Origin of the sequence: Streptomyces sp. NPDC059564, from assembly GCF_042735575.1 — a bacterium.
Lineage (GTDB): Bacteria > Actinomycetota > Actinomycetes > Streptomycetales > Streptomycetaceae > Streptomyces.
Genome location: NZ_JBHWBP010000480.1, coordinates 1 through 4,624 on the forward strand (window position 1 = coordinate 1; position 4,624 = coordinate 4,624).

Annotated in this window: 4 protein-coding genes and 1 pseudogene; all 5 read right to left on the minus strand. The window is 71.5% G+C overall.

Annotation, left to right across the window (positions count from 1 at the left end; genetic code table 11):
* Window positions 1-42: 42 nt before the first annotated feature.
* On the minus strand, window positions 43-240 hold the full coding sequence (locus ACFV0Q_RS38525; protein WP_385012357.1) for a hypothetical protein: 198 nt from the start codon (window positions 238-240) through the stop codon (window positions 43-45).
* A 92-nt stretch (window positions 241-332) separates the two neighbouring features.
* Window positions 333-2,480, minus strand: coding sequence for a potassium-transporting ATPase subunit KdpB (gene kdpB / locus ACFV0Q_RS38530; protein ID WP_385012358.1), 2,148 nt, complete (start codon window positions 2,478-2,480; stop codon window positions 333-335).
* 204 nt (window positions 2,481-2,684) lie between these two features.
* Window positions 2,685-3,048: pseudogene (locus ACFV0Q_RS38535) on the minus strand (amino acid permease); the annotation flags it as partial.
* A gap of 163 nt (window positions 3,049-3,211) precedes the next feature.
* Complete coding sequence (locus ACFV0Q_RS38540; protein ID WP_385012360.1) at window positions 3,212-3,391, minus strand: hypothetical protein; 180 nt, start codon at window positions 3,389-3,391, stop codon at window positions 3,212-3,214.
* Between the two features lie 58 nt (window positions 3,392-3,449).
* Window positions 3,450-4,624, minus strand: a 1,175-nt coding sequence (locus tag ACFV0Q_RS38545; RefSeq protein WP_385012361.1) for a sensor histidine kinase, incomplete at its 5' end; no start/stop codon positions are given.

A 4,624-nucleotide genomic window follows, 5' to 3' on the forward strand; every position in this document is an offset into this window, starting at 1 on the left:
GGCCGGCCTTGCGGCCGGGGGTGGACTTGTGTGCGGAGCCCGTCAGGCGGAGTGGCCGACGAGCTGATCGGCGAGCTCGTCGAGCCGTTTGACCGTGCGTTCCCCGGTCGTGCCGACGGCGGGCTCCATCCGCTCGCCGCGGTCGTGGTACGCGCCGTTGACGATCCCGACGGCCGGGTGGCACAGCCGGACGACGTGGGCGACGCCCTCGGAAGGCCTCGCACCCTCGTGTCCCGTCATGACGCGGACCGATGTGCACGCCCCCCATCCAACGGGCCCGCGGCCGGGAGCTCAAGCTCCCTGACACCCCTCTGACGGGGTGTTGACGGGTTTCACCCGAGCCCGGGAATGGTGGACACCAGCAGGTCGATGGCCTTGATGCCGACGAACGGCAGGACGAGGCCGCCGAGTCCGTACACGGTCAGGTTGCGGCGCAGCAGATCGTGCGCCGAGGCCGGCTTGTAGCGGACGCCGCGCAGGGCCAGCGGGATGAGCGCCACGATGATCAGGGCGTTGAAGATGATGGCCGAGGTGATGGCGGACGTCGGACTGCTCAGGCCCATGACGTTGAGCGCCTCCAGCCCCGGGTAGGCCGCGGTGAACATGGCGGGGATGATCGCGAAGTACTTCGCGACGTCGTTGGTGATGGAGAAGGTGGTCAGGGCGCCGCGGGTGATGAGGAGCTGTTTGCCGATCTCGACGATGTCGAGGAGTTTGGTGGGGTTGGAGTCCAGGTCCACCATGTTCCCGGCCTCCTTGGCGGCCGAGGTACCGGTGTTCATGGCCACGCCCACGTCGGCCTGGGCGAGCGCCGGGGCGTCGTTGGTGCCGTCGCCCGTCATCGCGACCAGCTTGCCGCCCGCCTGTTCCCGCTTGATGAGGTCGAGCTTGTCCTCGGGGGTGGCCTCGGCGAGGTACTCGTCGACCCCGGCCTCCTGAGCGATGGCACGGGCCGTCAGCTCGTTGTCGCCCGTCACCATGACCGTACGGATCCCCATGCTGCGCAGCTCGGCGAACCGCTCCCGGATGCCCTCCTTGACCACGTCCTTGAGGTGGATGATCCCGAGGACACGCGGTCCGTCCCAGTCGTGGACCGCGACCAGCAGGGGCGTACCACCGGACTCGGACACGGAGGCCGACCATGCGGCGGCTTCCGGCGGTACGGTCCCGCCGCGCAGTGTCACCCACTCGGTGACCTGGGCCACGGCGCCCTTGCGGATGGCGCAGCCGGCTCCGTTGGGCCAGCTCATGTTGATTCCGCTCATCCGGGTACGGGCGCTGAACGCTTGGAAGCGCGGGTTGCTCAGGTCCGCCTCGGCGACCGGCTGGAGTCCGTACTGCTGGGCCAGGGCGGCGACGGACCGGCCCTCGGGGGTCTCGTCGGACAGGGAGGACAGCTGGGCCGCGTCCGCGAGCCGGATGTGGTCGATGCCGGGGAGCGGGATGAAGGCGGCCGCCTCGCGGTTGCCGAGGGTGATGGTGCCGGTCTTGTCGAGCAGCAGGGTGTTCACGTCGCCCGCGGCCTCGACCGCGCGCCCGCTCATCGCGACGACGTTGCGCTGCACGAGACGGTCCATGCCCGCGATCCCGATCGCGGAGAGCAGCGCGCCGATCGTGGTGGGGATGAGCGTGACGAGGAGGGCCACGAGGACGGTGGTGGTCTGGGCGGCGCCCGCGTAGTCGGCCATCGGCTGGAGCGAGACGACGACCAGGATGAAGATCACCGTGAGGGCGGCCAGCAGGATGTTGAGGGCTATCTCGTTCGGCGTCTTCTGCCGGGACGCGCCCTCGACCAGGGCGATCATGCGATCCATGAAGCTGTGCCCCGGGCGTGAGGTCACCCGCACGACGATCGAATCGGACAGCACGGTGGTACCGCCCGTGACACTGCTGCGGTCTCCGCCGGCCTCCCGGATCACCGCCGCCGATTCGCCGGTGACGGCGGATTCGTCGACTGCCGCGGCCCCGTCGATGACGTCGCCGTCGGCCGGGATCAGCTCGCCCGCCTCCACCAGTACCACGTCCAGGGGCTGCAGCTCGCTCCGGGCGACGGCCTCCGACTCGGCGTGCCGCGGGTTCGTGCCGTACGTCCAGTGCCGCAGCCGCAGCGCGACGGTGTCCGTACGTGCTTTGCGCAGTGACTCGGCCTGGGCCCGGCCGCGCCCTTCGGCGACGGCCTCGGCGAAGTTGGCGAAGATCAAGGTCAGCCAGAGCCAGACGCTGATCACCCAGGTGAAGACCGACGGGTGGACGAGCGCCGACAGCGTGGTCAGCACGGAGCCGACCGCGACCACGAACAGCACCGGCTTCCGGATCAGTTCACGGGGGGCGAGCTTGCGCAAGGCCTCGTAGAGGGAGGCCGTCGGCCGTATCGACTCCAGCAGGGGACCTCGGTCCGGGCGCCTTCGGGGCGGTCGGTTGACCGGCGCCTGTGACGGGGACGGGACGGGAGGGACCTGCCGGGTGGCGGCGGGAGGCATGGAGAGACCTTCTGGTCGAATCGGCGCGGCCGGAACGAGGGGTGCACCGCCGGGGATCCGTCCCTTGTGGGACCCCCTCCGGCTCGTCGTGTGACGTTGGGATCCCCGGCGGTGGAACGGGCAGGAACCTACCGGTCCCGGGGCCCTCGGCGGCCGTACCGGCCGGCTATTTGCCGCCCCCTTAACGGCAGTGGGGCGAATGCGTCAGGACTCCGTGAAGGCGCCGTCAAGGACCGTCGGCCCGGCCTGCGCCGTGAGGCGGAAGGGAAGGCGGCAGCTGAACGGCGTCGGTGTCGCGGCGGACCGCGTGGGCGACGACGGAGCGGCGCTGGTTCTGGAGCATCCGCTGCCACCGATGGGCCGGTTCGGTCTCCGGGATGCGGACGGTGATCCGGGCGTCCGGATGGGTCCGCGCGAGCTTGCGCACGTACGCCGATACCGGACGGCCGAGCGAGCGGGTGTCCGAGGAGAGCTCGATCAGCTCGACGCCCGGCTTCCACAACTCCCAGTCCCGGCGGAGGGCTTCGGCGGCCTGCCGGTCCTCGACCGTGGGGTGGGTGACGGCGAGGATGTCGCCATCGCGATCTTCGTGGGCGTGGCCGTGTCCGTGGCCTCCGTGGTCGACCTGGCCGCCCGCCGTACCCATCAGGCCGCCCGGCTGCGCGCCGAGGACTCCCGCCCCATCACCACCGAGCACCCGGCCGCGGCCACGACGTGACCCGGCCGGAGCATCAGGAGGTCGAGGCCCCGCCGTGCTCGTCACGGCGGGACGGCAGTACGACCGTGGCGGTCTCGCCGCAGACGGCGTCGAGTTCGACCGCGAGCCGGCGGGCGAGGTCCTCGTCCCCGCAGATCACCGCGTGCTGCGAGCGGGGAGCAACATGCTGGAGCGGAGGGTGGGTCGAGGTCACGTCTGATCAGAGTGCGTTCAGGGCGACACAGTTGCGTTCGCACGGGAGTTCGCCGTCACTATTGCGTAGGGGACTGGGCGGACCGTGCGGGGGCGGCCGGTAGCGACAGGGTCATGGTCAGGCCGCCGCCCGGGGTGTCCTCGGCGGTCAGGGTGCCGCCCATCGCCTCGGTGAGACCCCTCGACAGGGCGAGCCCGAGGCCGACGCCCGTGGTGTTGTCCGTGTCACCGAGGCGCTGGAACGGCAGGAAGGCGCTCTCGCGGTCCGCCTCAGGAATTCCGGGCCCGCGGTCCACGACCCGGATCTCGACCCGGTCGTCGAGCGCGCTCGCCGTCAGCAGAACGCGCCGTCCGGGCGGCGTGTGCCGGGCGGCGTTGTTCAGCAGGTTGGCGACCACGCGTTCGAGCAGCGGTGGATCGGCCAGCACCGCCGGGGCCTGCTCAAGGCTGCGGCTGTCGACTGCGGGCGCGTCGGGGGGCAGTCCGTCCAGTGCGGCGGGCAGGACCTCCATCAGGTCGGTGGCCCGCAGCTCCAGTTTCAGCGCCCCGGCCTGGAGCCGGCTCATGTCGAGGAGGTTCTCGACGAGGCGGTTGAGGCGGGCCATCGACTCGTCGGCGGTGGCGAGGAGTTCGGCCCGGTCCTCGTCACTGAAGTCCACGTCGCTGGCGCGCAGCGATTCGATGGCGGCCCAGCCGGCGGCGAGCGGCGTACGCAGATCGTGGCTGACCGCGGCGAGCAGGGCGGTGCGCATCCGGTCGGCCGCCTTGACGGGTTCGATCTCTGCGGCCGCCTCGGCCAGGCGGGCCCGCTCGACCGCGACGGTGACGTGCGCGGCGAAGGCCGAAAGGACCCGCCGGTCGGAGGCGGGCAGCGGACGCCCCCGCAGGACGAGATGTGTGTCGGGCCCGACCGGTACCCGGACGACGGAGGGGTCGTTCCCGACCAGGTCGCCGGTCAGTTCGGCCGAGTCCATGCCGAAGGTTTCCCGCGTCCGTTCCAGGAGCGCGGGAACGGCCTGGTCCCCCCGCACGATGGACCCGGCGAGTGAGGAGAGCGTCTCCGCCTCGGCCGTCGCCCGGGCGGCCCGGCGCGACAGTCGCAGCGCCCGGTCGACGGCCGCGGCGACCGTCCCCGCGACCACTGCGAACACCACCAGCGCGAGGATGTTGTTGGGCTCGGCGATGGTGAACTCGCCGACCGGCGGGATGAACCAGTAGTTCAGCAGGAGTGAGG

Excerpts from the sequence above, each read along its gene's own strand:
- ACFV0Q_RS38525 (WP_385012357.1), bottom strand. The coding sequence starts at position 240 with ATGACGGGACACGAGGGTGCGAGGCCTTCCGAGGGCGTCGCCCACGTC.
- kdpB (WP_385012358.1), bottom strand. The coding sequence starts at position 2,480 with ATGCCTCCCGCCGCCACCCGGCAGGTCCCTCCCGTCCCGTCCCCGTCA.